Genomic DNA, 23999 nt, shown 5'->3' on the forward strand with positions numbered 1-23999 from the left:
ATTAACCCTCCACCACGAGGCCCATGGAACGGGCAGAGCCAGCGATGGTACGCACGGCGGCGTCCAGATCGGCGGCAGTCAGATCCGGTTCCTTCGCCTTGGCGATCTCTTCCAGCTGCTTACGGGTGACCTTGCCGACCTTCTCGGTGTTCGGACGCTTGGAGCCCGACGAGATGCCAGCGGCCTTCTTCAGCAGGGTGGTGGCCGGGGTGCTCTTGGTGATGAAGGTGAACGTACGGTCCGAGTAGGCCGTGATGATCACCGGAACCGGCAGACCCGGCTCGAGCTTCTGCGTGGCAGCGTTGAACGCCTTGCAGAATTCCATGATGTTCAGGCCGCGCTGACCCAGCGCAGGACCGACCGGCGGCGAGGGGTTGGCCTGACCGGCCTTCACCTGCAGCTTGATGTAACCGACAACTTTCTTTGCCATGAGTATGCTCTCCGGGTGCTAGCGCCTTGCGACAACAGGCTCCCCATCGGACCGGGAATCACGCGTCCCGGCATCGCGTTTTGAAATCATGCTGAAGGCCACCTTGCGGCGGCCTCGTCCTGCTGGCTTCCCAGCGGGGAGCCGCGCACTATAACAGGTTTTTTCTTCACATGCCTGAAGCGGCAGGTAAACGAATGAAACCGGGCCAGGCCCGGTTCCTCTTGTAGAGTCGAGCCATGCTCGACTGATCCGCAAAGTCGAGCATGGCTCGACTCTACAGGGCCGGTCAGACGGCCTTTTCGACCTGGCCGAACTCGAGCTCGACCGGGGTGGCACGACCGAAGATCAGCACCGAGACGCGCAGACGGCTCTTCTCGTAGTTGACTTCTTCGACGACGCCATTGAAATCGTTGAACGGGCCGTCGGTGACGCGGACCATCTGGCCCGGCTCGAACAGCACCTTCGGACGCGGCTTCTCAACACCTTCCTGAACGCGGTTCAGGATGGCTTCGGCCTCGGAATCGGCGATAGGCAGCGGGCGATCGGCGGTGCCGCCGATGAAGCCCATCACGCGCGGGGTTTCCTTGACCAGGTGCCAGCTTTCGTTGTCGATGCGCGGGATACCGGCTTCTTCGTGGGTCTCGATCTGGACCAGCACGTAACCCGGGAAGAACTTGCGCTCGGAACGACGCTTCTGGCCGGCACGCATCTCGACCACTTCTTCGGTCGGGACCAGGACATCGCCGAAGCGCTCTTCCATGCCGTCACGGACGATGCGATCGCGCAGGGCCTGCGCTACCGACTTCTCGAAGCCCGAATAGGCGTGAACGACGTACCAACGCTTCATGCAAATCTCCTTAGCGGCTCAGGAACAGCTGGACCAGCCACTGAATGACGTAATCAAACCCGCCCAGCAGCAGGCTGAGAATGATCACCACAACCATCACGACCCAGGTCATGCGGATGGCTTCCTGGCGCGTCGGCCAGACCACCTTGCGCAGCTCGAAGCGCGACTCGGAGAGGAATTCGCGGGTGTCGCGGCCCTTGCCGGTCAGCATGAACACGGCAACACCGCCAGCCAGACCAATCACGACAGCCAACGCACGCAGCTGACCCGTCCACGCGCCCAGCTGGGCAGCGCGACCGGAGTCAGCGGAGAACCAGAACCAGACGAACAGACCAGCCAGCACCAGCAGGGATGCAACGGCGTACTTGACGATATCCCCACCCGTGGCGGAGGTGTCCTTGGAGTGTTCGATCTTGCTATTCATCAGGCTATGTCTGCTTTAGCGGCCGAACCGCTGGATAAGGTGGGCAGATGGCACGCCAGGAGGGACTCGAACCCCCAACCTGCGGTTTTGGAGACCGCTGCTCTGCCAATTGAGCTACTGGCGTACAGATTGAAACTTGCCTTCCCTTAGACGGCGAAGGCGGACCGAGGTTCCCGGCCCGCCACTCGCCCGACCGGCAGCGCTATGCAACCGCCGGCTTTGCAGGCTTACTCGAGGATGCTGGCAACCACGCCGGCACCGACGGTACGGCCACCTTCGCGGATGGCGAAGCGCAGACCGGCGTCCATGGCGACCGGGTTGATCAGGGTGACAACCATCTTGATGTTGTCGCCCGGCATCACCATCTCGACGCCTTCCGGCAGCTCAACCGCACCGGTGATGTCGGTGGTACGGAAGTAGAACTGCGGACGGTAACCCTTGAAGAACGGGGTGTGACGGCCGCCCTCGTCCTTCGACAGCACGTAGACTTCGGCGTCGAACTTGGTGTGCGGCTTGATCGAACCCGGCTTGGCCAGGACCTGGCCACGCTCGACGTCGTCACGCTTGGTGCCGCGCAGCAGCAGACCGGCGTTGTCGCCTGCCTGGCCCTGATCCAGCAGCTTGCGGAACATTTCCACGCCGGTCACGGTGGTCTTCTGCACCGGACGGATGCCGACGATTTCGATTTCTTCGCCGACCTTGATCACGCCGCGCTCGATACGACCGGTCACCACGGTGCCGCGGCCCGAGATCGAGAACACGTCTTCCACCGGCATCAGGAACGGCTTGTCGACGTCACGCTCCGGGGTCGGGATCCAGCTGTCGAGAGCTTCGACCAGCTTGATCACGGCCGGCACGCCGATGTCGCTCTGGTCGCCTTCCAGCGCCAGGCGGGCCGAACCCGAGATGATCGGGGTGTCGTCGCCCGGGAAGTCGTACTTGCTCAGCAGCTCGCGGACTTCCATTTCGACCAGTTCCAGCAGCTCGGCATCGTCAACCATGTCGGCCTTGTTCAGGAACACGACGATGTACGGCACGCCGACCTGACGCGACAGCAGGATGTGCTCGCGGGTCTGCGGCATCGGGCCGTCAGCGGCCGAGCACACCAGGATTGCGCCGTCCATCTGGGCGGCACCGGTGATCATGTTCTTGACGTAGTCAGCATGGCCCGGGCAATCGACGTGGGCGTAGTGACGGGTGGTGGATTCGTATTCGACGTGCGCGGTCGAGATCGTGATACCACGAGCCTTCTCTTCCGGAGCGGCGTCAATGGCCGAGTAGTCCTTGAACTCGCCGCCGAAACGCTCGGCACCGATCTTGGTCAGTGCGGCGGTCAGCGTGGTCTTGCCGTGGTCGACGTGACCGATGGTGCCGACGTTGACGTGCGGCTTGGTGCGCTCGAACTTACCCTTGGCCATGGCTGCTTATCTCGAATTCGTCTGGTGTGGTGCTTAAGATGGTGCTCACAAAAGGAATCGAACCTTCGACCTCTTCCTTACCAAGGAAGTGCTCTACCGACTGAGCTATGTGAGCGAGTTTTGCATTATGGCATGAACTCGATAATATTCAAAGTTCATTCAATGGAGCGGGAGACGGGAATCGAACCCGCACCATCAGCTTGGAAGGCTGAGGTTCTACCATTGAACTACTCCCGCACCGGGAATGTGCCACAACGTGAATCTGGTGGAGGGAGGTGGATTCGAACCACCGAAGGCGTAAGCCAGCAGATTTACAGTCTGCCCCCGTTGGCCGCTTGGGTATCCCTCCTTACCACCCCATCCCGTTGCCGCCGAAGCGTTGCGGTGTGTGGTGGTGAGCCGCTTATTCTGCTGATCAGCCCGGGGGCTGTCAACGCTTTTTTCGGTTTTTTTCACACGTTGTCGCAAACCCATTGATACGCAACGTTATTGCCCCGGAAGCAGCAGGGACTCGTTGGCGAAAATTGCGACATGGGGCACGCCGTCGGCGCCAATCCAGCCCCGATACATGCCCTGGGTGTTGAACGGCGTGGCCGCTTTGCCATCGGCGGACAGCACGATGGCACCGCCGTCGCCGCCCATTTTCGGGATGGTCTCGTTGATGACGCCCTTGCCGGCCTGCTCCGGGGTCTGCCCCAGGTAGCGCATGCGCGCGCAGATCTCATGTGCGGCCGCCGTGCGGATGTAGTACTCGCCCCAGCCGGTGCCGGACACCGCGCAGCGCGCGTCGGCCCAGGTGCCGGCGCCGATGATCGGCGAGTCGCCCACGCGGCCGTAACGCTTGTTGGTCATGCCGCCGGTGGACGTGCCCGCCGCGAGGTGGCCCTGTGCATCCAGCGCGACCGCACCGACGGTGCCGAAGTGCTTTGCGGTTTCCAGATCGGCATGCGCCTGGCCACTGGCCTCTTCCTTCAGCGCGCGCTGCAGCTGCTGCCAGCGCTTGTCGGTGCGGAAGTACGACGGATCCACCAGGGTGACGCCCTGCTCCACCGCGAAGGCCTCGGCGCCCTGCCCTACCATCATCACGTGCGGGGACTTCTGCATGACCCGCTGCGCCAGCTGGATGGGATTGCGCACGCGCTGCACGCCGGCCACCGCGCCGGCGGCCTGGGTGGCACCGTCCATCAGCGAGGCGTCCAGCTCGTTGCGGCCATCATGGGTGAACACTGCGCCCTTGCCGGCATTGAAGGTGGGGTCGTCCTCCAGCACGGTGATCGCCGCCGTGACCGCCGCCAGCGCCGGACGGCCGGCGGCCAGTTCGGCATGTCCTTTCAGCAGGGCCGCCTGCAGCGCCGCGCGCGCGGCCTTTTCCTCGGCCGGCGACAGATCCTTGCGCTCGACGCCGGCGCCGCCGTGGATGACCAGCAACGGCGAAGTGGACGGCGCGGCGTGGGCAAGCAGGGGCAGCGACAGCAGGGCGGACAGCGCCAGGCGCAGTTTCATCGGGGACGTCTCCAGGGAGTGTAGTTCGGTAGCGCCGGGCCATGCCCGGCGGAAAGAACGGTGCGGCAAGACCGCCGGGCATGGCCCGGCACTACCGGCGCGTGATTTCAATCTGGCCGTCGTCGATCTCGGCCATGGCCTGGTAGTCCACGTCGGCCTGGAAGTCATCCAGGCGCAGGCGGCCGCCACTGGCGACCACCGTCACCGGCACGGCATGGAAGCGCAGCGGTTCGCCCTCGACCAGGCGGTCGGCATCGCGGCCGGGGCTGACCAGCCAGACCTTGCCCTGGCCATCGGCGCTGTAGACCTGGGCCTGGCCATCGGGTTCGACACACAGGGCCGTGTCTTCATCCACACCGATGCCGACCATGTCCGGGTCGCCACTGTCCTGCGCGGCGCGGGCGACGAACACGATCAGGCGGCCGAGGCGGTCGCGCTTGTCGAAGTGGGTATCGGTCACCACGCGCTGCAGGTAGGGCATCTGCAGGAAGCCGCGATCGAGGGTGACCGCACTGCCCATCGGGTCGGCCAGTGCACCGGCCGAGGAAATGCTGCCGCCATCCAGCGCGCCATAGGCGTAGCCGCCGAGGATGGCCAGGCCGGCACTGGTGCCGGCAATCGGCTTGCCGGCCCGCACATGGGCGTTGAGCGCGCGGTTCAGGGCAGTGCCCTTCCAGAACCGGATGTAGCGTGACTGGTCCCCACCGGCGATGAAGATGGCATCGGCGGCCGCAACCACGCGCAGCACGGCCGGATCGTCCGCACCGCGCCGGTTGTCGAACACCAAGGTCTGCACCGCGGTGGTGCCGCCGATATCGCGATACAGGCGTTCCTGCAGTTCATCGCCACCGGAGGCGCGCAGGATCAGCACGCGGCCATTGCCGGCCTGGCGCAGCCACCACTGGAAGGCCTCGGGCACCCACTCGCCACCGCCCATCAGCATCATCGCCGGTGCCCGCGGCCCGGGACGGGGTGCATCCAGGTCGCCAATCTCGTAATAATCGAAGCCGGGGGAATGCAGGTCGCGCACCTCCTGCGCCGATGCAAGCGGGGCCAGCAAGGCCAGCAAGACCCCCAGCAACAGGCGGGACCAGGGTCGGTGGACAAGGGTGCTCATCTTGATCTCCCTGAACAGAATCGACTTGCAATCGTTTTCACTCTTTGCCAGATGATGAACCTGTAGTCAAGGGCGTAAAAAAGGCGTTAAATGCGCGCGCCCATTCCGCAATGTGAATGGGGGACAGGGCCCCTCCTCTGTGGGCCGGTTTCATATCCGGGAATTTCTCATGCGTAGACAGGCGATGGCGTGGTCGATCCAGCTGGCGTTGATGGGCATTGCTGCTTCGGCGGCGGCCCAGAACTCTGGTTCCTCTTCGGTACAACAGCTGGACGCGGTGCAGGTGACCGGCTCGCGCATCCCGCGCGCCCAGGTGGAAGGCCCCGCTCCGATCACGGTCATCAACGCCGAAGAGATCCGCTCCAGTGGCTTCACCACGGTGCCGGACGTGCTGCGCGCGATGACCCAGAACGGCGGTGAGACGCAGAGCCAGCAGTCGTCCAGCGGCGCGGACTTCTCGCCGGGCGCGCAGCAGGTCGACCTGCGCGGGCTGGGCCCGAACCACACCCTGGTGCTGGTCAACGGCCGCCGCATCGCCGACTTCCCGATGCCGTTCAAGGGCCGCAGCAACTTCACCGACGTGTCCAACATTCCGCTGGGCATGATCGACCGCATCGAGGTGCTGACCGGCAGTGCGTCGGCCATCTACGGGTCGGACGCCATCGCCGGCGTGGTCAACTTCATCCTGAAGAAGAAGGCCGACGGCACCACCGTCGACGTGCGCATGGGCACCACCAGCGAAGGCGGCGGTGAATCCTTCGACATGAGCCTGGCCAGCGGTTTCAGCACGGGCAACTTCAACGCGGTCTACAGCGTCGAACTGCAGTCGCAGACGCCGTTGTGGGCCTACGAGCGCGACCTGCAGGATTCGACCCAGGACGCGCCGACCGAAGGCTCGCGCATCGCGCGCCGCAGCTACCTGCGCACCGACTACAACGATGACTACCTGGACCCGGGCGCGGCCACCTGCGAAGCGCTGGCCGGGCAGAACCAGGGCAGCACCTACCGCGCCTTCCGCCCGCGCTACGGCTACTACTGCGGCAGCGACACCTCCATCGGCTACGGCACCATCCTCAGCAAGCGCCGCGGCGCCAACGGCTATGCGTCGCTGAGCTATGACTTCGACAACGGCCAGCAGTGGTTCGCCGATGTGCAGCTGGGTTACCACACCCTGTCGCTGATGCGCGACGTCACCTCGTGGGGCCGCATGGCCGCCGACGGCGACGAGTCGGGCTACTTCAACAACGAAGCCACCGGCGAGATCGAATTCTGGCAGCGCCAGTTCTCGCCGGAGGAAATGGGTGGCCTGCGCAACGCCATGGTGCGCAGCACGCAGAAGACCTTCAGCGTGACCACTGGCTTCAAGGGCAACCTGACCGGCACCTGGGACTACGAAGCGGCGCTGAGCCACTCGCAGTACCAGTCGCGCATCAGCTGGCCGCAGATCATCGCGGCCAAGGCCAACGACCTGTTCCTGGGCCCGCAGCTGGGCGAGGACGATGATGGCTTCCCGATCTACAACGCCGATCCGTCGCGCCTGTACCGGCCGCTGACCCGCGCCGAGTACGATTCGATTGCCGCCCGTACCACCTATACGCCGAAGTCGCGCACCGAAACGGCGGCGTTCACCCTGACCAACGGCGCGCTGTTCGGCCTGCCCGGCGGTGATGCCGGCTTCGCCGCGACGGTGGAAGTGGGCCAGCAGGCCTACGCGCTGAATCCCGATCCGCTGGCGACCGAGTACTACTACTACAGCTGGAAGGATTCGGACGGCAAGGGCTCGCGCAACCGCTGGGCGACCGCCGCCGAGCTGCGCCTGCCGCTGCATGACACGCTGAACCTGAGCGTGGCCGGCCGCTACGACCAGTACCGCTACTCGGGCCACACGATCGGCAAGGCCACCTGGAGCGGCGGCCTGGAATGGCGCCCGGTCGACAGCCTGCTGGTGCGCGGCTCCTACGGCACCGCGTTCCGTGCACCGGACCTGCACTACGTGTTCGCCGGCCCGGGCAACGACGAAACCAGCGCCGAAGACCTGTACAACTGCCGCGCCGATGCCGCCGATGACTGCGCCGACTACGAGCGCAACGTGATCCGCAGCCGCAGCGGCAACCGTGAGCTGGACCCGGAAACCAGCACCTCCTGGAGCGCCGGTTTCGTCTGGTCGCCGGCCAGCGGCCTGGACCTGTCGGTGGACTGGTTCGACATCGACATGCGCAAGCAGGTACAGGACATGGATGTGCGCACCATCCTGGCCAGCGAAGCGAACTGCCGCCTGGGCGACGCCGACATCACCTCGCCCACCTGCGTGGATGCATTGGCACGGGTGACCCGTACCGCCGATGGCCGCCTGTACGGCGTGCACGTGAATCCGATCAACGTGGCCCGCGAGTCGACCTCGGGCCTGGACGTGGGCCTGCGCTACCGCCTGCAGACCGGTGCCGGCGACTTCATCTTCAACGGCACCCACACCTGGGTGAAGAAGCATGATTTCCAGCGTTACCCGGGCGATCCCACTGAAGACCAGTTCGCGGTCAACAGCGGCTTCGACATCCCGCGCACCAAGACCAGCGTCAGCGTGACCTGGGAGAAGGATGCGTGGTCGGCCACCGTGTACGGCTCGCGCCTGGGCAAGCTGCCGACCTCGGACAGCTACGACCAGGTGTTCGACTGGGACAGTGGTGACAGCCCGTACGTGAAGGCGACCTACCGCTACAACGCGTCAGTGCAGTACCGCTTCGACGACCACTCGCGCCTGTCGCTGTCGGTGGTGAACGTGTTCAACAAGATGCCGCCGAAGGACAACACGTACACGGCCTACCCGTACTACGACGTGTCCTGGTTCGACAGCATCGGCCGCACGATCAACCTGCAGTACACCCACAAGTTCGGCGGCAGCGCACTGTAAGCGCCCTGCCCCGATGGCCCCGGCAACCCCCGCTTCGGCGGGGGTTGTCCGTTTCAAGCTGAACGGTGGCCATGCACGGCCACGCCGGCGGCGCGCCCCCGCCGTTTTTAGGACATGGCTGATTCCGGGGGTGTGGGGGGCCTGCCTAGCATCAGGGCATGTTCCGCTTTCTCCGCCCTTCGCTGCCCCAGATCGCCCCGCCGACCACCGCCTCGGTGCTGCTGCGCTGGCTGACCGTATGCGTGTTCCTGTGCCTGGCCGCAGCGGCCGGTTTCTACCTGGTGGGCGCGCTGACTGAAGACGTGTCCACCCACCGGCGCGACATGAACGCCGCCGCCTACCGCGCGCAGATCTATTTCGACCAGCGTGAGGCCCTGCTGCGCTACCTGGGCGATGCGGTGGTGACCACCGACCCGGCGGCAGCGGCGGCCGACAACGAAGGCGTGCGCCAGCTGCCGCTGGATGGGCCCGGCGGCCGCCCCGGCCAGCGCCTGCTGCTGCCGGCGCGCACCGAGCAGACCCTGCAACTGCTGCAGACCCACCTGCTGCTGATCGATGCCCGCGGCACGCACTGGCTGGCCGGCGGCCGCGCCGATGTCGATATCGGTCAGCTGCCTGCACTGCCCGCCCTGCAGGCGCGCAGCGGCAGCCTGGCCGGCACCGACCCGGTGTACTGGCTGCGCGCGGGCGACCACGGCGTGGCCCTGGCCCAGCCCATCCAGGCCGGCGCGCACGCCGCGCAGTGGCTGGTACTGCTGCTGGACAGCGCGGCCGCGTCGGCGATGATCGACGGCCAGGGCATCGGCGGCTATGCGCTGCTGGACCGGCAGGGGCAACCCACCCTGTCCAGCGTGGCGCCGCGCCTGGACAGCGCCGGCTGGAAGACCCTGCAGCAACGCCAGGACGACAGCTTCGGCGCGATCTGGAGCAGCGGCGTGCCGCGTGGCGTAGCCCTGGTCAAGAGCGTGGGCAATGACGGCTGGCGGCTGGTCTACCACCTCCCGCCCAGCCTGCTGCTGGGCGACCTGGCCATGCCGCTGCTGGTCTGCACCGGCTTCCTGCTGCTGGCCGGCATTGCCCTGCGCCTGCTGCGGCTGCGGATCGACCGCCAGCTGCTGCAGCCGGCGCTGCTGCAGCACCGCCGCCTGCTGGAGAGCCTGGATTTCAGTTCCACCGTGATCGACCTGGCCCCGGTGGGGATCTGTGTCCTGCGCCGCAGCGACCGCCGCCTGCTGCTGTCCAACCAGCTGCTGCGCGACTGGCTGGGCGAAGACAGCGAGGACAGCGATTGGCAGGCCCCCTGGCGCGACCACGCCGGCGAACGCGGCCGCGGCCTGGAATTCACCACCCATGACGGGCGCCAGCTGCAGGTACTGCACGCGGCCTGCCGCTACCAGGACGACGACGTCCTGCTGTGCGTGTTCCATGATATTTCCCGCCATCGCCAGGCGCAGGCTGCGCTGTCCTCGGCACGGCAGGCGGCCGACGCGGCCAACCAGGCCAAGAGCGCCTTCCTGGCTACCATGAGCCACGAGATCCGCACGCCGCTGTACGGCGTACTGGGCACGCTGGAACTGCTGGGCCATACCGCCCTGGATGCGCGCCAGTCGCAGTACCTGCGCACCATCGCCAGTTCGTCGTCGGTGCTGCTGCAGCTGATCAGCGATGTGCTGGACGTATCGAAGATCGAATCGGGCCAGCTGAGCCTGGAACCCAGCGCGTTCTCGCCGCGCGAGCTGACCGAATGCGTGCTGCGCAGCTTCGCCGCCGCCGCAACCCGCAAGGGGCTGCAGGTGCTGGTGTGCACCGATCCGCAGCTGCCGGCGCGCGTGCTGGGCGATGCCGACCGCATCCGCCAGGTGCTGGGCAACCTGCTGAACAACGCGATCAAGTTCACCGACCACGGCCGTGTGGTGCTGCGCGTGCGCGTGGTACAGCGCGATGGCGAATCCAGCGTGCTGGCCTGGCAGGTGACCGACACCGGGGTAGGTATCGCAGCCGAAGAGCAGGCGCGCCTGTTCGAACCCTTCCGCCAGGTGCGCGGCACGGCCAGTGCGCAGGGCACCGGCCTGGGCCTGTCGATCAGCGACCGCCTGGTGCGCCTGATGAGCGGCGAACTGCGGGTGGTGAGCGAACCCGGCCTGGGCAGCAGCTTCACCGTGCGCCTGCCGCTGCCGGTGGTGGCCGGCGCCGATGATGGCCCGGCCCTGCTGGCCGAGCCGCCGGTCTACGTCCGCGGCCGCGACAGCGAACTGGTCGACAGCGCGGTGGGCTGGCTGCGGCGTTGGGGCGCCAGTGCGCAGCCGCTGCACGGCGACCCGGCGCTGCTGGACCACGATGGCGCGATCCTGATGGAGGGCGAGGCCGAGGCCCCGCTGGACTGGCGCGGGCCGCGCGTGGTCGCCTCGATCGAGGGCGGCGAGCAGCCCACCGAACGTGCCGATGGCAGCCTGCTGGTCACCCTGCATGGCATCGGTGCGATCGGCCATGCGGTCGCGCGCCAGCAACGCCAGCGCGCGCCGCAGCCGGAAACCGTGCGGCCCGCCGCGCCGGCCGCACTGGGCCTGCGCGTGCTGGCGGTGGAAGACAATCCGATCAACCGGGTGATCCTGGGCGAGCAGCTGCAGGCACTGGGCTGCGAGGTCGAGCTGGCCCACGACGGGCTGGAGGCACTACAGCTGTGCCGGGCGCAGGACTTCGACCTTGTGGTGACCGACATCAACATGCCACGCATGGACGGCCACACCTTTGCCCGCCACCTGCGTGCCGAGGGCAACCCGGTGCCGGTGATCGGTGCCACCGCCAATGCCACCGCCGAAGAACGCGAGCGCTGCCTGGCCAGTGGCATGCAGGGCTACCTGAGCAAGCCCATCGACATCGCCGGCCTGCGCAAGGCGCTGGCCGCCGTCCGCCAAGGAGACCCCGCATGATCCCTCGCGCCCTCGATCCGTCCAGCCCCGCACAACGCATCCTGATCCTGGAAGACCAGCCGTTCCAGCGCGGCTTCCTGGTCAATCTGTTCAGTGCCCGTGCCGGCGTGCACGTCGATGCCTGTGAGGATGTGGAAGCGGCCATCGCGCTGTGCGCCTGCCAATCCTACGACCTGGTGGTGAGCGACCTGCTGATGCCCGGCCAGGACGGCATCCAGTTCATCCAGGCCTTGGCCGTGCAGCCGCGTCCGCCGCGGCTGGCGGTGGTCAGTGCAGCATCGCGGCGGATGATGACCTCGGCACGGCTGATGGCCGAATCGCTGGGCCTGGACGTGGTCGGGCTGCTGCCCAAGCCGGTGGCGGCCGCCGACGTCGATGCGCTGTTCCAGGCCTTGGCACAACCGCGCGCCGTCGCCGTCGGTGGCCCGGCAACGGCCCTGCCCGAACCGGAGGCACCGCAGCTGCGTGCCGCGCTGGCCGATGGCAGCCTGACCGCCTGGTTCCAGCCGAAGAAATCGCTGCAGTCCGGGCGCGTGGTGGCCGCCGAGGCGCTGGTGCGCTGGACCCACCCGCAACTGGGCACGCTGGCGCCCGGCAGCTTCCTGCCCGCGCTGTGCCGGCACGGGCTGGAAGGCGAACTGCTGCGGGTGATGCTCAAGGCCAGCATCCGCGCGCAGGCACGCTGGCGCGAACAGGGCTTCCGCGTACCGGTGTCGATCAACCTGCCGCCACACCTGCTGGAACAGTCGGACCTGCCCGACGAACTGCTGGCGCTGACACTGGCCCACGGCGGCACGCCGGGCCTGCTGTGCTTCGAACTGATGGAGAACAGCACCACCCGCCATGTCAGCGATTTCTATGCCGGCGCCTGCCGCCTGCGCATGAAGGGCTTTGGCCTGGCCCAGGATGACTTCGGCCAGGGCCTGAGTTCGGTGCACAACCTGGTCAATACGCCCTTCACCGAGGTCAAGATCGACCGTGCGCTGGTAAGTGGCTGCGCGCGTGATCCGGCCCTGCACCTGACCCTGTCCACGGTCATCTCGCTGGCCAACCAACTGGGCCTGACGATCGTCGCCGAGGGCGTGGAAAGCGATGCCGACCTGGCCACGCTGCGCCAGCTCGGCTGCAACCAGGTGCAGGGTTTCCTGATTTCGCAGGCGCTGCCATCGGATGAGTTCACCCGACTGCTGGATGAGGAAACGCCGTCCGCGCACCCGCTGTCGATGGCCTGCGCGCACTGACGGCACGTGCAGGCTTCACGAACCCGTCAAGCTGCATTGACGATCCTGTCTGGGCGCGCCGCAGCTGACATGCTGGCGCCGCTGACCACCTCCTTCCGTTCCGAGACCTGCCATGCCGGCCGAGGCCGCTCCCGTCCGCCGACTCGCACGCCGTTCCCTGCGGGTCCACGCCCTGCTGATCGGCGTGGTGGTGCTGGCCACCCTGCAGGCCGGGCTGCTGCTGTCCACCGGCTCGCAGCTGTTCCAGGAAGAGCAGAGCAAGATCCGCTACCACTTCCGCCGGCTGGACGGCACGCTGCAGGAACAGGAGCGCTTCCTGCGCCAGTGGCGCCTGCATGATGTGGGCGCGCGCGGGCAGCCGGTGCCGGTGACCGGTAGCCCGGCGGTGCCGGGTCCGCTGTTCGCCAACTTCGCCCTGGTGGGCCAGCAGGCCGGACACCTGGCGCCGCCGGCCGAACTGGGGGACCGTTTCCTGCGCTTCTACGGCGCGTTCTGGGCGGCGTCGCGCTACCCGCCGCCACAGTGCCTGCTGGTCGATGGCCAGGGCCAGCGTGGCCTGCTGGCGCCGATCCAGGGCGCTGCCGGCGAGGCCGGGCAGAGCAGCCCGCATCACCTGCAGCCGGCGCTGGCCAGCATCCACCAGGTGCTGCGCGAGCGCCCGACGTTGCGAAGCGGCGGGATCATCTGGACCCCGGTGCCGTGGCGCGACGACAAGACCCGCCTGCTGGCCGTCGCCCATGCCCCGCAGGACGCGCGGCTGTGGGGCGAGCCCGGCGATGATTCGCTGGCGGCGCTGGCCTGCCTGCTCGATCCGGCACGTGTGAATGACTACCAGCAGGTGCTGGGCACGCCGGTGTTCAACAGCCTGTCGTTGTTCGACGGCAACCAGCGCCTGCTGTTGGGTGATGCCGCCGATGCCAGCAGCGCCGGAACCTCATGGAGCGCGGGGCTGGATGGCCTGGTGTTCCGCATGCGCAGCGAACGGGGCTGGCTGGCGGTGTACCACGTGGGCTGGCAGCAGGTCTTCCAGCATCCGCGCGGGCCGCTGCTGGGCAGCATGGTGGTGGCCCTGCTGCTGGCCCTGGGCGGCAGCCTGGTGCTGCGCACCTACCGGCGTTCGGTGATCGAGCCGTTGCGCAGCAATCATGCACGCCTGCTGGAAAGCGAGGCCTTCAGCCGTACCGTGCTGGACAATGCACCGATCGGGCTGTGCCTGCTGCACCGTGGCGATGGCCGCGTACTGTTGGACAATGCGCTGGCCCGGCGCTGGCTGGGCGACGACCACGACCTGGGCGGCTGGCACGGCCCGTGGCGGCGCAGCGTGCTGGCCGCCGGCGGCACCACGCTGGGCGACGGCCTGGCCTACACCACCCCGGATGACCGCCATCTGCTGATCACCGCCGCGCCTGCGCGTTACCGCGGTGAGCCGGCCGTGCTGTGCCTGTTCATCGATCTGAGCAGCCAGTACGAAGCCGAACAGGTGCTGCAGCAGGCACGCCGCGCTGCCGATCAGGCCAACCGGGCCAAGAGCCAGTTCCTGGCCACCATGAGCCACGAGATCCGCACGCCGCTGTACGGCGTACTGGGCACCCTGGAACTGCTGGGGCTGACCCCGCTGGACGCGCGCCAGCAGGACTACCTGGCCACCATCCAGCGCTCCTCATCAACGTTGATGCAGTTGATCAGCGACATCCTCGATGTCAGCAAGGCCGAAGCCGGCCAGCTGGGCCTGGAACCGGGTGCGTTCGATCCGGCGCGGCTGACCGAGGACGCACTCGATTCCTACGCCGCGGCCGCAGCGAACAAGGGCCTGCAGTTCTACGCCTGCATCGACGCCGATGTACCGGCCACGGTCTGCGGTGATGCCGCGCGCATCCGCCAGATCCTCAACAACCTGATCAGCAATGCGCTGAAGTTCACCGACAGCGGCCGCGTGGTGGTGCGCCTGGGCATGGCCGCGCACGGCGACGGCGGCACCCTGCAATGGCAGGTGGCCGATACCGGCATCGGCATCGCCAGCGAGCACCAGGCGCATCTGTTCGAACCCTTCTTCCAGGCCAACCCCGGCACCGATGCCATGCGTGGCACCGGCCTGGGCCTGGCCATCTGCGCGCACCTGGTGGCGCTGATGCACGGCCAGCTGCGCGTGGTCAGCGAAAGTGGCCTGGGCAGCAGTTTCAGCGTCGAACTGCCGCTGCCGGCCACGCAGGCCGACCCACTGCAGTCCGCCCCGCCGCAGCTGCCGGCGGGCCTGCCGGTACAGGTGCGGGGCGGCATCCGCGAACTGGTGCAGTCCCTGTGCGAACGCCTGCAGCAGCGCGGCGCACAGGCCAGCGCGTTTCGCGAGGATGCCGTGTGGGCGCCCGGAACCACGCCGCTGCTGCTGGACCTGGTGCTGGATGACAAGGTACCCGCCTGGGACGGCACGCACGTGGTGGCCTGCCGCGATGGCGGCGTGCAGCCGCAATGGGTGGAGGGCTGCTGGCAGGTGGGACTGCACCGCCTGGATGCGGTCGTGCTGGCGCTGGCCAGCGCAGCCGGTCGCCCACTGCCGGCCGACGCGGGCGGGCGCCTGCCGGTGCCGCGCCGCTTCGGCCTGCAGGTGCTGGTGGCCGAAGACAATCCGATCAACCAGGCGATCCTGCGCGATCAGCTGGAGCAGCTGGGCTGCCACGCGGTGGTGGCCAGCGATGGCAACGAAGCGCTGGGCTACTGGCAACAGGGAGCCTTCGCGCTGGTGCTGACCGATCTGAACATGCCCGGCCTGGACGGCTACGGCCTGGCCCGGGCGCTGCGCGAACGCGGCGTGGGCGTGCCCATCCACGGCGCCACCGCCAATGCCGATCCGGCCGAACGCGAGCGCTGCCGCGAAGCCGGCATGCAGGGCGTGCTGGTCAAGCCGATCACCCTGGAAGCCCTGCAGCGCCTGTTGGCCTCGCTGGCCGACGGAACACCGGCCGCGGCGGGTGTCACTGCGCCGATTCCGCAGATGGATGCAGGCACCGCCGCGGATGCGCCGCTACAGGTACCGGAAAAGATGCAGGCACTGTTCGTGCAGACCATGCAGGCCGACCTGGACAGCCTGCGCGAAGCGGTGGGCCAGTCGCAGCCTGCGCGCGTTGCGCAGATGCTGCACCGGATCCGGGGTGCGCTGGTGATCGTGGGCGCACCGGATCTGGTCGATACCGGCCTGCTGTTGGAACAGCGCATCGCCCAGGGCGACAGCCTGCCCGCACTGGCAGAACCTCTGCAGCGCTTCCAGCAGCGCCTGCAGGCCCTGCTGCGCCCCTTGGCAGCACCGCCCTCCCCTTCTTCTTCCCGCGACACGACCCCGCCATGACCACACGGATCCTCATCGCCGACGACCACCCGATCGTGCTTGCCGGCATCCGCGAGGTGCTGGCCGGCGAACTCGACCTGGACGTGGTGGGCGAAGCCGCGGACCCGGCCACCCTGGTCGAGCTGATGGGCCTTGCCCAGCCGCAGGCGGTGATCACCGACTACAGCATGCCCGGCGATGAGCGCTTCGGCGACGGTATCAAGCTGATCTCCTACCTGCACCGCAGCTTCCCCGACACGCGCCTGCTGGTGCTGACGATGGTGTCCAATCCTTCGCTGGTGGCGGCCATGTATGCCGCCGGTGCCAGTGGCGTGGTGCTGAAGAGCCACGGCCTGGGCAGCCTGGTGCAGGCGCTGCGCACGGTGCTGGCCGACCGCATCCACCGGCCACCGGGCCTGCTGCCGGTGGCATCGGCTGAACCGGCCGACGCCGATGCGGTGCGTGCGCGGCTGTCGCCGCGCGAACTGGAAGTCATCCGCCTGTTCACCGGCGGCATGAGCGTGGGCGATATCGCCCGGCAGCTGCAGCGCAGCGCCAAGACGGTCAGCACGCAGAAGATCAGCGCGATGCGCAAGCTGGGCGTGGACAGCGACCAGGCCCTGATCGAGTACTGCCTGCAGGCCTCGCTGTTTGCCTGAACGGCAGCGTGCCGGGCGACTGCCCGCCTGCGCTTTAGGAAGCGTCTGATTCCATCGGACCGGACTGATTTCTAGGCTGGTGACATCCCGCCACGGCCTGCCTGCCAACACTGGACAGGCCCCCGGTGGGACGGAAGCCCCGGCGGCGCGACAGCGGCCATGGACCGGGTTTCCGCAGCGACGCGGCCCTGCCGCGCCAGACCGCGCAGCCGTGCTGCGCCCTGCCACAGGAAGTCCACCATCATGAACGTCTTCTCCCCACGGCCCCGCCGTGCGCCTGTGCGCGCGCGTGCTGGACGCACACCCCTGATCCCCAGCCTGCTGGCGACCGCACTGTGCGCGGCACTGCCCGTGCAGGCGGCCGACCTCGCTCCGATCACCGTAGAAGGCGGAAGCGAACAGATCATCGACGCCGGCAACCGCGTGGTGAACAGCGGCATCGCATTTGCGGTGACGGCAAAGGACGCCGGCACCCGGCTCACCCTCAATGGCGCACCGATCCTGGTGACCGGATCAGGCAGCGCGGTGCGCGCGCTGTCCGGTGCTTCGGTCGCCTTGAACGACCTGACCATCGAGCTGGGCAGCGGGTCTGCCTATGCCCTGCTCGCCGATGCGCCCGGCAGCATCATCGAAACGAACAACGTGGATATCGGCAGTGCCGGTTCTGCCGGCGGACGCGGTCCGCTGATCGCACAGAATGGCGGCCAGATCCTGTTCCGGGGGGGCTCGCTGAATTCCACTGCGGGCGTGGCGCTGGCCACCTCCACCGGCACCGACAGCCTGGTCAGCATTGACGGCAGCACGATCCAGGGCGCACGCGGCGCACGCCTGATGGCCACCAGTGGCGGCCTGCTGTCGATTTCCAACAGCCGTATCGACATTGCACCGGGCGGCATGCTGGCCGGTGTCAGTGCCAGTGGCAGCGGCAGCCGCGCCGAGCTGCAGAACACGCAGCTGCACGGTGGCTTCTTCGACATCGACGGCGGTGCCAGCCTGCTGCTGGACAACGTCGAGGCCGATGCCATCGGCGGCAACATCCGGGTGATGGGCAACAGCACCACCCGCGTCTATTCCAGCGTGGACATCGTCGGTGGCCGTTTCAGCACCGTGGGCGGCTACGGCGCCAACATCAACAACTGGGGCCGCCTGACCGCAAGCGACGCCAGTTTCGACGTGCGCGACGGCTTCTCCGGATTCTGGCTGTCCAGCGACGAATCGCGCCTGTACCTGACCGACAGCACGGTGGACACCTGGACCAGCACCAACGGCCACGGCGTGGAAGTCTATGGCGGGCTGGCCAGCGTCCAGGGCGGAACGATCACCACCCATGGCGATGCCGTCTACGGGCTGCGCGTGACCGGCTCCACCGGCGCCACCAGCAGCCTTGGGCAATTGAAGGGAACCACGCTGGAGATCGCCGGCAACGGCGGCGGTGGCGTATTCCTGGGCGGCTCGACAGCCGGCGTCGCACTGGATGACGTGACGATCCGCAGCGCCAGCGAGAACGTGTTCGGCATCGTGCACATGAACACCGCGCAGCTGGCGATGGCCGACAATGTGGACATCCGCATGACCGGCAGCAACAGCGGCGCCTATCGCTCCTACCTGACCGCGTTCGGGCCCTACTGGAACCGCGCGACCTTCAACAACGCGCACATCGAAACCGCCAGCGGCGCCGCGTTCTGGCTGCAGGGCAGCAACCATGCGCTGACCGTCAACAACAGTGATGTGAGCGCCGGTGCCGGCAGTGGGCGCCTGCTGCGGGTAAGCGACACGGTGTTCACCGATGGCAGCAGCGTGGCCACCAGCCGCATCGACTTCGTGGCCGATGCCAGCACCCTGGCCGGTGATGTGGTGGTCGACAGCGCCACCGCCGACGTGCACATGCTGTTGAACAACGGCACGCAGTTCAGCGGTGCGCTGCGCAGTGATTCCGGCTACCAGGTGGCGCAGCTGGGGCTGGACGCCAGCAGCCAGTGGAACGTGCGCGCCAGCTCCAGCCTGGGCACGCTCGAACATGCCGGCCTCATCGCCTTCGATGCACCTGATGCGTCGGGCTTCAAGACGGTGACGGTCACCGGCGACTACATCGGCAATGGCGGCCAGTGGCTGTTCAACCGTGCGCTGGGCGACGATGCGTCGCTGGGCGATGGCCTGGTGATCGAGGGCAACAGCAGCGGCACCGCCACGGTGAGCGTGCGCAACGCGGGCGGCGCCGGCGCGCTGACCAGCGAAGGCATCCGCCTGATCAGCGTGGGCGGGCAGTCCGATGCGCAGTTCACCCTGCAGGGCCGCGCCGTGGCCGGTGCCTATGACTACTTCCTGTTCAAGGGTGGGGTCAGCACGCCGGACGATGGCAACTGGTACCTGCGTTCCGAGTACGTGCCGCCGGTGGATCCGCCGGTCGACCCGCCCATTGATCCGCCGGTGGATCCGCCCGTTGATCCGGTGGACCCGCCGCCGCCGCCGGTCGACCCGCCGATCGATCCGCTGGACCCGCCGCTGCCGCCGCAGCCGCCGAAGGTGGAGCGCCCGGAACCGGCGGTCTACCAGGCCAACCGCAGCAGCGCGCTGGGCATGTTCCGCCATGGCCTGTACGACCGTGCCGGCGACCCGGCCGTGCAGGCCGGCCACACCGGCGAAGCGGTTGCGTGGCTGCACGTGCGCAGCAACCAGCCTGACAGCCACGACAGCCGCCGCCAGGTGCAGGTCGACGGCTCGATGGACAGCGTGCTGCTTGGCGTGGGCCGCCGTTTCGATGTGCAGGGCGAGGGCGAACTGCAGGTGGGCGCGATGCTGGGCCATGGCCGGGCACGCAACGACAGCCGTTCCACGCTGACCGGCTACACCGCCCATGGCGTGGTGGAAGGCAGCAGCGTGGGCGCGTATGCCACCTGGCTGCAGGACGCGACCATGCAGCGCGGCCTGTATGTGGATGGCTGGCTGCAGTACGGCCGCTTCCGCAACAGCGTGCAGGGCGAAGGGCTGCAGAAGGAGCGCTACGACGCGCACAGCTGGACCGCGTCGGCCGAAGCCGGCTACACCCTGCCGCTGCACCACACCGCCCAGCGCGGCATCTACCTGCAGCCGCAGCTGCAGGTGATCCACGGCCGCTACGACGCCGACCGCGTGGTGGAAGCCAACGGCACCCAGGTGGAGGACCGCGGCGGCGGCGAGACCACGACCCGTGTCGGCCTGCGCCTGTACAGCCGCGCGCTCACGCCGGGCCAGGGCCAGGTGCATCCCTTCGTGGCGGTGAACTGGTGGTCCGGTGGCAACGATGCGGCCATTGCCATGGACGGCGAGCTGCTGCAGCGGCAGTTGCCGCGCGACATCTACGAGGCCAAGGCCGGTGTGCAGGTGGACCTGTCCGGCGGCTGGCGCGGCTGGGGCGAGATCAGCCGGCAGAGCGGGAGCATGGGCTTCCGCGATATCGGCGGACAGCTGGGTGTGTCCTACCACTGGTGATGCAAGGCGGGGCCCGGTCGGCAGGACCGGGCCCCTTGCGTCTGCGGCAGCCGACCTCAGGACGAAGACGGCGCCGGTTCCGCAAAGCGCCAGAAAACGCGGACCACGCCGATCATCTGCTCGTGCAGTTGGTCATACCGGGCGGTCACCTCCGGCGCGAACGCTGCCCGGCCGCTCGCATCGAGCGGCACCGGCTCCCCCAGTGCACGGGCCAGGTCGATGTAGAAGTACGACATGTCCCCGTAAGGGCGCTTGCTGTCCATCAGCATCACCGCTCGCCCGTAGGGCCGGGTATTCATGCTACGCAGCAGTGCAAGGTGTTCGGAGGTCACGGCCACCACGGCGTCTCCCCCGGGGCCACCTGCAGTGCCGGTCAGGACATAGCGGCCGGGCTCGAGCGTGCCCTCCATGATGAACCCGGATGCGATCCGGGCGAGCCGTTCGGCAAAGGCGCCTGCGTCATCGGCGCGTCGTCCAGCAGGCGGCGGGCAGATGCGGGCCAAGGCGACATAGGCGATCAGCGCCTCCTCATCCGCAGGGTCGGCGGCGTCCAGGTAGATACCCGTGCTCTCGCTGAAATCCACTTCGGGGCGCAGCCATTGGCGCATTGCAGCCAGCATGCTGGCCTTGTCGCACTCCGGCGCCGACACCACACCGCCGATCCTTGTGGGACGCGTGATGTAGCGGGATCCACAGGCCAGGAGCAACCCGAGTACGACAATCGCGGCTGCCCACGCATACGCACGTGGCGTCATCGGGATTCTCCAGAAGGCGCACAAGCATGACACCCCATCGCGACCAGTGGGTTTTCCACATCGTGCGTGGAAAGCGATGGGAACTTGGTGTGGACAAGTGGGCGCGAGCATTGCGCCACATGGGTTTCAAAGCGTGGTGATTTTTTGTCCATGGCGTCGGATGTTTTCCACACACCGCGTGGAAAGCGATGGGAACTTGGTGTGGACAAGTCGGTGCGAGCCTTGCACCGCAGTGGTTTCAACACCTGGCGCTTTTTTGTCCACCCTGTGTCGGCAAGCTTCCGCAGCGCTGTGCATGGACGCGGCGCTGCGGACGCTTGCGGGGTTTTCCACATTGCAGGTGCAAAGCGGTGGGGGTTTGGTGTGGACAAGTGGCGGTGAGCCACGCACGGCAGGCGTTTCAGGGCGTGGCCATTTTTTGTCCAGACGCACGCCAACGCAGGGTCAGCAGCAGCAACATCGCCAGCAGCACGACGGCGAGCAGGCAGGACACGGCGATATGGAAGTCCGTTCCAGCGCTGGCCATATACCCTGCGGCGGCCGTGCCGTCGATGCCCATCGCCCGCAACCGCCCCCAGCCCCGCAGCACTTCCTGTGCCGAGCGCAGGCCGCTGTAGAGCAACGGCAGCGCGACGATCAGCTGCGCCGCGCGCAGTCCCCACACGCCCACGCGGCGCAACCGCCCGCCGGCAGCGCGCACGGCGGGCGCCGTGGCGTTGGCCAGCCGCGCGCAGGCGATGGCGGCGGATGTCGTACCCCAGGTTGCCACGGCGGCGATCACCAGCATCAGGCCGGTCGGCCCCGACACCGTAGACGCCAGTCGCTGCCAGACGAAGGCCAGGCCGCCACGCCACGAAGGCGCATCGCCCAGCAGCAGCTGCACAGCGCCCTGCACGTGTTCGCGGTCCTGCAGCGAGAAGGCGCTGGCCAGCGCGCCCAGCGCGATGACGGCGCACGCCGCGGCGGCCAGCAGCAGAAGCAGGCCCAGCAGCACGCGGGCAGCGCCGCCGGGGCACGGCAGATTGGATTGCGGGCTTGTCATGGGCACACCTTCCCTGGTCGCTGATTTCGCCGCGCAGCATGCCGCGCGGGCTCCGGAAACAGCAAGGCCCCGCAGTGCGGGGCCTTGCTGGACATCACGACGTGGGGTCGATCAGACGTTGAAGCGGAAGTGCAGCACGTCGCCTTCCTGCACGCGGTATTCCTTGCCTTCCAGGCGCAGGCGACCGGCTTCCTTGGCGCCGGCTTCACCCTTGTACTTGATGAAGTCGTCATACGCGATGGTTTCGGCGCGGATGAAGCCCTTCTCGAAGTCGGTGTGGATGACCGCGGCGGCCTGCGGGGCGGTGGCGCCCTTGCGCACGGTCCATGCACGGACTTCCTTCACGCCTGCGGTGAAGTAGGTCTGCAGGCCCAGCAGGCTGTAGGCCGCGTTGATCACGCGGTTCAGGCCCGGCTCGCTCAGGCCCAGGTCGGCCAGGAAGGTGTCACGGTCTTCGTCGTCCAGCTGCGACAGTTCTTCTTCGATCGCGGCCGACACCGGCACCACCTGCGCGCCTTCTGCGGCGGCGTGGGCGCGCACGGCGTCCAGGTGCGGGTTGTTCTCGAAGCCGTCTTCCAGCACGTTGGCGATGTACATCACCGGCTTGAGGGTCAGCAGGAACAGGTCACGGACCAGTGCCTTCTCTTCTTCGTCCAGGCCGACCGAACGACCGGACTTGCCGTCGGCCAGGGCGGCCTGCAGCTTGGCCAGCACCGGCTTGCGCGCGGCTGCGTCCTTGTCGCCACCCTTGGCGGCGCGCTCGGCGCGGTTCAGCGCCTTTTCGACGCTGTCCAGGTCGGCCAGCGCCAGTTCGGTATCGATGGTTTCGATATCCGAGATCGGGTCGACCTTGTTGTTGACGTGGATGACGTCGGCGTTTTCGAAGCAGCGCACCACGTGGGTGATCGCATCGACTTCGCGGATGTGGGCCAGGAACTTGTTGCCCAGGCCTTCACCGCTGGCCGCACCGGCCACCAGGCCGGCGATGTCGACGAACTCGACCGCGGTCGGGATGACCTTCTGCGGGTTGATGATGGCTGCCAGCTCACCCAGGCGCGGGTCCGGCACCGGCACGATGCCGACGTTCGGTTCGATGGTGCAGAACGGGAAGTTCGCCGCGGCGATACCCGCCTTGGTCAGCGCATTGAACAGGGTCGACTTGCCGACGTTGGGCAGGCCGACGATGCCGCATTTGATACCCATGGGTGACAGCTCTCTGGGGTGAAAGTGATTGGTGAAACAGCGCGCGCGCTGCTTGGCCAATCCGTCTCGTTGTTGCCGATCTACCATCGGGGCCGGTTGGCACCCGTTGCCGGCCAGCGGCCGGCACTACCTTTTACTTCGGCGTGTGCAGCCGCTTCATCGCTTCGTTGAAATCGCCCTGTACCGCCAGCGGCAGCACGTCGATCGCATCGTCGATGGCGCGTGCGATCAGCACGTCGTCGTCCTTGGACGGACGGCCGAGCACCCAGCCCACCACGCGGTCCTTGTGGCCGGGATGGCCGATGCCCACGCGCAGGCGGTGGAACTTGCCGTGGCCGAGCAGGCGCATGGTGTCACGCAGGCCGTTCTGGCCGCCGTGCCCGCCGTCGAACTTCAGCCGTACCGCGCCGGGCGGCAGGTCCAGTTCGTCGTGGGCCAGCAGGGTTTCCTCCGGCTCGATCTTCCAGAACCGCTGTGCGGCGGTGACCGACTTGCCGCTGAGGTTCATGAAGGTGGCTGGCTTCAGCAGCCACACAGTCTGCCCGGCGATCTCGACCTTGGCGGTCTCGCCGAACAGCTTGCTGTCCACATTCCAGCGTGCACCGGCTTTTTCAGCCAGGGCCTCAACGAAATGAAACCCGGCATTGTGCCGGGTCCGGGCGTGTTCCGATCCGGGGTTGCCCAGACCGACGATCAGTCGCAGTCCTGCCATGGTTCCTTCCAGAACGGTGCCTG

The 23999-nt window shown here is 67.6% G+C and carries 16 protein-coding genes and 4 tRNA genes; 6 read left to right on the forward strand and 14 right to left on the reverse strand.

Annotated elements, in window-relative coordinates; all coding sequences use genetic code 11:
• Position 1: 1 nt before the first annotated feature.
• From rplK to ACM2ZB_RS11050, 10 genes are all read right to left on the reverse strand, one after another.
• Positions 2–430, reverse strand: coding sequence for a 50S ribosomal protein L11 (rplK, locus tag ACM2ZB_RS11005; protein WP_004145248.1), 429 nt, complete (start codon positions 428–430; stop codon positions 2–4).
• A 286-nt stretch (positions 431–716) separates the two neighbouring features.
• Positions 717–1277, reverse strand: a complete 561-nt coding sequence (nusG, locus tag ACM2ZB_RS11010) for a transcription termination/antitermination protein NusG (RefSeq protein ID WP_004154362.1) — start codon at positions 1275–1277, stop codon at positions 717–719.
• 10 nt (positions 1278–1287) lie between these two features.
• Positions 1288–1701 (reverse strand): preprotein translocase subunit SecE, encoded by a 414-nt coding sequence (gene secE / locus ACM2ZB_RS11015; RefSeq protein WP_416058487.1) that lies wholly within the window; start codon positions 1699–1701, stop codon positions 1288–1290.
• Positions 1702–1749: 48 nt separating this feature from the next.
• Positions 1750–1825, reverse strand: a tRNA-Trp gene (locus tag ACM2ZB_RS11020).
• Between the two features lie 103 nt (positions 1826–1928).
• Complete coding sequence (gene tuf / locus ACM2ZB_RS11025; RefSeq protein WP_079220753.1) at positions 1929–3119, reverse strand: elongation factor Tu; 1191 nt, start codon at positions 3117–3119, stop codon at positions 1929–1931.
• A gap of 39 nt (positions 3120–3158) precedes the next feature.
• Positions 3159–3234, reverse strand: a tRNA-Thr gene (locus tag ACM2ZB_RS11030).
• A 48-nt stretch (positions 3235–3282) separates the two neighbouring features.
• A tRNA-Gly gene (locus ACM2ZB_RS11035) sits at positions 3283–3356 on the reverse strand.
• A 26-nt stretch (positions 3357–3382) separates the two neighbouring features.
• Positions 3383–3468 (reverse strand) — tRNA-Tyr (locus ACM2ZB_RS11040).
• Between the two features lie 137 nt (positions 3469–3605).
• Positions 3606–4622 carry an isoaspartyl peptidase/L-asparaginase family protein gene (locus ACM2ZB_RS11045; RefSeq protein ID WP_416058488.1) on the reverse strand — a complete coding sequence of 339 codons (1017 nt, stop codon included), beginning with the start codon at positions 4620–4622 and terminating at the stop codon, positions 3606–3608.
• Positions 4623–4713: 91 nt separating this feature from the next.
• The gene (locus ACM2ZB_RS11050; RefSeq protein ID WP_313442501.1) at positions 4714–5739 is read right to left on the reverse strand and encodes a cyanophycinase; all 1026 of its coding nucleotides are present in this window, start codon (positions 5737–5739) and stop codon (positions 4714–4716) included.
• A 169-nt stretch (positions 5740–5908) separates the two neighbouring features.
• Here ACM2ZB_RS11050 and ACM2ZB_RS11055 point away from each other — a divergent pair, with 169 nt between their 5' ends.
• The 6 genes from ACM2ZB_RS11055 (at position 5909) to ACM2ZB_RS11080 (ending at position 20264) form a co-directional block, all read left to right on the forward strand.
• A complete protein-coding gene (locus tag ACM2ZB_RS11055; protein WP_416058489.1) occupies positions 5909–8647 on the forward strand; it encodes a TonB-dependent receptor plug domain-containing protein in 2739 nt (912 codons plus the stop codon).
• Positions 8648–8805: 158 nt separating this feature from the next.
• Positions 8806–11577: a response regulator gene (locus tag ACM2ZB_RS11060; RefSeq protein WP_416058490.1), complete on the forward strand. Its 2772-nt coding sequence runs from the start codon at positions 8806–8808 to the stop codon at positions 11575–11577.
• On the forward strand, positions 11574–12818 hold the full coding sequence (locus tag ACM2ZB_RS11065; RefSeq protein ID WP_416058491.1) for an EAL domain-containing protein: 1245 nt from the start codon (positions 11574–11576) through the stop codon (positions 12816–12818). Before ACM2ZB_RS11060 ends, ACM2ZB_RS11065 begins: the two co-directional genes overlap by 4 nt.
• 112 nt (positions 12819–12930) lie before the next feature.
• Positions 12931–16158, forward strand: coding sequence for an ATP-binding protein (locus ACM2ZB_RS11070; RefSeq protein ID WP_416058492.1), 3228 nt, complete (start codon positions 12931–12933; stop codon positions 16156–16158).
• A complete protein-coding gene (locus ACM2ZB_RS11075) occupies positions 16155–16796 on the forward strand; it encodes a response regulator transcription factor (protein ID WP_313442511.1) in 642 nt (213 codons plus the stop codon). Before ACM2ZB_RS11070 ends, ACM2ZB_RS11075 begins: the two co-directional genes overlap by 4 nt.
• A gap of 243 nt (positions 16797–17039) precedes the next feature.
• Positions 17040–20264 (forward strand): autotransporter outer membrane beta-barrel domain-containing protein, encoded by a 3225-nt coding sequence (locus tag ACM2ZB_RS11080; protein WP_416058493.1) that lies wholly within the window; start codon positions 17040–17042, stop codon positions 20262–20264.
• Between the two features lie 56 nt (positions 20265–20320).
• Here ACM2ZB_RS11080 and ACM2ZB_RS11085 read toward each other — a convergent pair whose 3' ends face one another.
• From ACM2ZB_RS11085 to pth, 4 genes are all read right to left on the reverse strand, one after another.
• Positions 20321–21019, reverse strand: a complete 699-nt coding sequence (locus tag ACM2ZB_RS11085) for a hypothetical protein (RefSeq protein WP_416058494.1) — start codon at positions 21017–21019, stop codon at positions 20321–20323.
• A gap of 400 nt (positions 21020–21419) precedes the next feature.
• Complete coding sequence (locus ACM2ZB_RS11090) at positions 21420–22061, reverse strand: hypothetical protein (RefSeq protein WP_416058495.1); 642 nt, start codon at positions 22059–22061, stop codon at positions 21420–21422.
• 111 nt (positions 22062–22172) lie between these two features.
• Complete coding sequence (ychF, locus tag ACM2ZB_RS11095; protein ID WP_313442521.1) at positions 22173–23264, reverse strand: redox-regulated ATPase YchF; 1092 nt, start codon at positions 23262–23264, stop codon at positions 22173–22175.
• Positions 23265–23397: 133 nt separating this feature from the next.
• Positions 23398–23976: an aminoacyl-tRNA hydrolase gene (gene pth / locus ACM2ZB_RS11100; protein WP_079220740.1), complete on the reverse strand. Its 579-nt coding sequence runs from the start codon at positions 23974–23976 to the stop codon at positions 23398–23400.
• Positions 23977–23999 lie beyond the last annotated feature (23 nt).

It is taken from the genome of Stenotrophomonas maltophilia, from assembly GCF_047782825.1.
In the GTDB taxonomy this organism is placed as follows: Bacteria; Pseudomonadota; Gammaproteobacteria; order Xanthomonadales; family Xanthomonadaceae; genus Stenotrophomonas.